The organism is Desulfonatronospira sp. (assembly GCA_003563255.1).
GTDB lineage: Bacteria > Desulfobacterota > Desulfovibrionia > Desulfovibrionales > Desulfonatronovibrionaceae > Desulfonatronospira.
The window spans coordinates 1-2,711 of the sequence record PWSL01000328.1 but is presented as its reverse complement, the minus strand read 5'-3'; the positions used below and the strand labels follow the sequence as shown (position 1 = coordinate 2,711).

At 53.2% G+C, this 2,711-nt stretch carries 4 protein-coding genes; all 4 read right to left on the bottom strand.

Going from position 1 to position 2,711, the window contains the following annotated elements:
* Positions 1-324: 324 nt before the first annotated feature.
* Positions 325-639: a DUF2325 domain-containing protein gene (locus tag QZP87_RS09555; RefSeq protein ID WP_291322693.1), complete on the bottom strand. Its 315-nt coding sequence runs from the start codon at positions 637-639 to the stop codon at positions 325-327.
* Between the two features lie 12 nt (positions 640-651).
* Positions 652-828 carry a hypothetical protein gene (locus QZP87_RS09550; RefSeq protein WP_291322692.1) on the bottom strand — a complete coding sequence of 59 codons (177 nt, stop codon included), beginning with the start codon at positions 826-828 and terminating at the stop codon, positions 652-654.
* Between the two features lie 648 nt (positions 829-1,476).
* Entirely contained in the window at positions 1,477-2,268 is a 792-nt protein-coding gene (locus QZP87_RS09545; protein ID WP_291322691.1) for an ABC transporter ATP-binding protein, read from the bottom strand.
* Positions 2,265-2,711 (bottom strand): iron ABC transporter permease (locus QZP87_RS09540; RefSeq protein WP_291322690.1); only part of this gene is annotated, 447 nt, incomplete at its 5' end. The genes QZP87_RS09545 and QZP87_RS09540, both read right to left, overlap by 4 nt.

Genomic DNA, 2,711 nt, shown 5'->3' with positions numbered 1-2,711 from the left:
TTTGGCCTGGCTTCCGCCTGTCACGCCTGTGGCGTGATTTAATTGCTCGCAGAGCAAGCCCGAAGGGCATTAAACTGGGAGCCAGGACAAAAATGATTTTCTCTTCATCAATCTCTTAATCCTGCCTGCCCGGTTAAACAAATCCGAAGGATTTCCTGCGAAACAGGGTTTAACTGGGCCTGCCCCGTTAAACCGGGGTCCCCGTTGGGGTGTTTAACTGGGGTTAATCCTGCCTGCCCCGTGAAATTTCTTCCATTTCACCGGGGTCAAAAAAGCTCTTTTCTTTATTGGGTTGCGGGCAAAGCCCGCCTTAGCTGTTAACTTTCACTTTTTGCAGGCACATCCCTTCATGGGGCAGTCCGGTCTGGGATTTTTCAGGCATTCACGCAGGGTGGACACCCCGCAGGAGTGGCACATTATCACCGGAATATTTTCGGACCTGGCCGCTTCAAAAGCGTTTTTGCGGGCACTGTGTGAGACCTTGTTGGTGAATATTATCATCAGGTCTATGCTGCCAAGCCGCTCACTGATAGTGTTTTCCGTCCCGGTAAACATCTTGATTTTGTACCCGGCCTTCCTGGCTGTCTTCTGGTAATGAGGCTGCAGCCTGTCCATTCCTCCGATAACTGCTGCGGTCATGATGTCCCCCTTTCAGTATTTGTCGGATTCAGCGCATTTCTTTTTCAGGAAACTTTTCCTGATGATGCTGACGCATCTTAAGTATTCATCAAAGCTAACCGGGTTTTTGCCGTTCAGATGATCAATTTTTTGTTGCAGCACTCTCTGGGTTTGTTTGTCCAGGCTGCTTATGCTTGATTTCAGGGTCATGGCTTCCCTCCTTTTGTAATTGATTTTCAGGGCCAGCATCACGTACTTTTTATTGTTGTCCACTGCTTTAATGGTAATGCTCAGATATAATGATGTCGAAAATAAAAATTATTATCAATAAGACAATAAGCTGATTAAAAATAACAGTACGGGAAAGTTAACAAAAAATAACCGGGTCAGGGAAACAGGCAGTTAATTGAACTGTTCTACTGTACAGCCGACATTAAAAAAGGATGTTCAAATTAAGCCGGCCCGAAAATGTACTTCCCCGGATAGCTCCGCCTTAACGGTATAAGAAGTCGTTTAATGAAGTCCCGGGCACTTGTCAATAATTATTTTGAATTTAATTTTCAGTATCATGCCTGAGGTTGGTTTGTTGTTTTGCCGAGAGCATTTGGGAGTGAATTTTTCAGGGGTCACTTGGAGGAATCAGTCCTGGTACGCGAAGGCAACCATTCAGGGGGCCAATTATCACCATCAAGGACCCCCTGAATGGTTACACGCGAACCATGTTAAGAAGCGTAGCAGGACGCCAGGCAGAAAACAGATGCCAGATGACCATGCTGAGACGCTTAACAGTGATGCATCCCAAAAAAGAGGCCTGTGCATATCCCAGGGACATCCCATGCTTGCAGTGAAACACGATTATTACTTTCCGTATTTTTCAGGCACGGGCATCATCCGGGGAACTTTGCCCAGGGGATTTTCATCCACCATGATCCGGCAGCCGTAGCTCTTTTCTAAGAGTTCCCGGGTGAGCACCTCATGGGGCGCACCCGTCCCGGCGGTCCTGCCCCTGCTTAAAAGAAGCATCCGGTTTGCATACATGGCCGCCAGGTTCAGCTCATGGGAAACCATGATCACGCTCACGCCCTGCTCCCGGCACAATCCTTCCAGCAGATCCATTATGCTCACCTGGTGCGCCGGATCCAGGGAAGCGGTGGGCTCGTCCAGCAAAAGCACCCGGGGCTGCTGGCAGATGGCCCGGGCAATGAACACCCTCTGGCGTTCCCCCCCGCTCAGCTGATCCAGACGCCGCCCGGCCAGATGCTCCACCCCCATGTTCTGCATGGCCTGCAAGGCCAACTGGCGGTCCTTTTCCCCTTCCATCTCCCACAGTCCAAGATGCGGCGATCTCCCCAGAAGCACGGTCTCGGCCACCTTGAAGGGCATCTCTAAGGGCACTTCCTGGGGCACCAGGGCCACTTGGGCCGCAAACTCCCTGCGCGTATAAGATGATACGGCCCTGCCCAGCATTTCCACGCATCCACTGTCCGGTTGCTCCAGGCCGGCAGCCAGGCGCAGCAGGGTGGTCTTGCCTGCGCCGTTGGGTCCGATTATGGCCAGGAATTCTCCTTCCCCGGCTTCCATGCTGATATCCTGCAGGATATGCTGTCCGGCCCGGCTGAAACTGACTCCTGAAATTTTCACCGCGTTCATCTCCTGGACCTCCACAGGAGATAGATAAACAGGGGAGCACCGATGAGGGCAGTGACCACGCCCACGGGCATCTCTCCTTCAGGGGGCAGGGTGCGGGCCAGAAGATCGCAGAGGATGAGATAGGAAGCCCCGCCCAGCAGGCAGGCCGGTATGAGCAGGCGATGGTCCGGTCCCAGGATGAGCCGGAATATATGCGGCACAGCCAGGCCTACAAATCCTATAAGCCCGGACTGGCTTACTGCCACGCTGACCATGAGCGAGGTAAAGACCAGAAGGGCCAGGGTGACCAGGCGGACATTGACCCCCATGGAAGCGGCCGTATCCCGGCCCATGAGCAGGAGGTTCATGGGCCGGGCCAGCACAAAGATCACCGCCATGCCAGGCAGCACCATCAGCAGCACCGGCAGCTGCTGCGGACTGATCATGGACAGGTCCCCCATGAG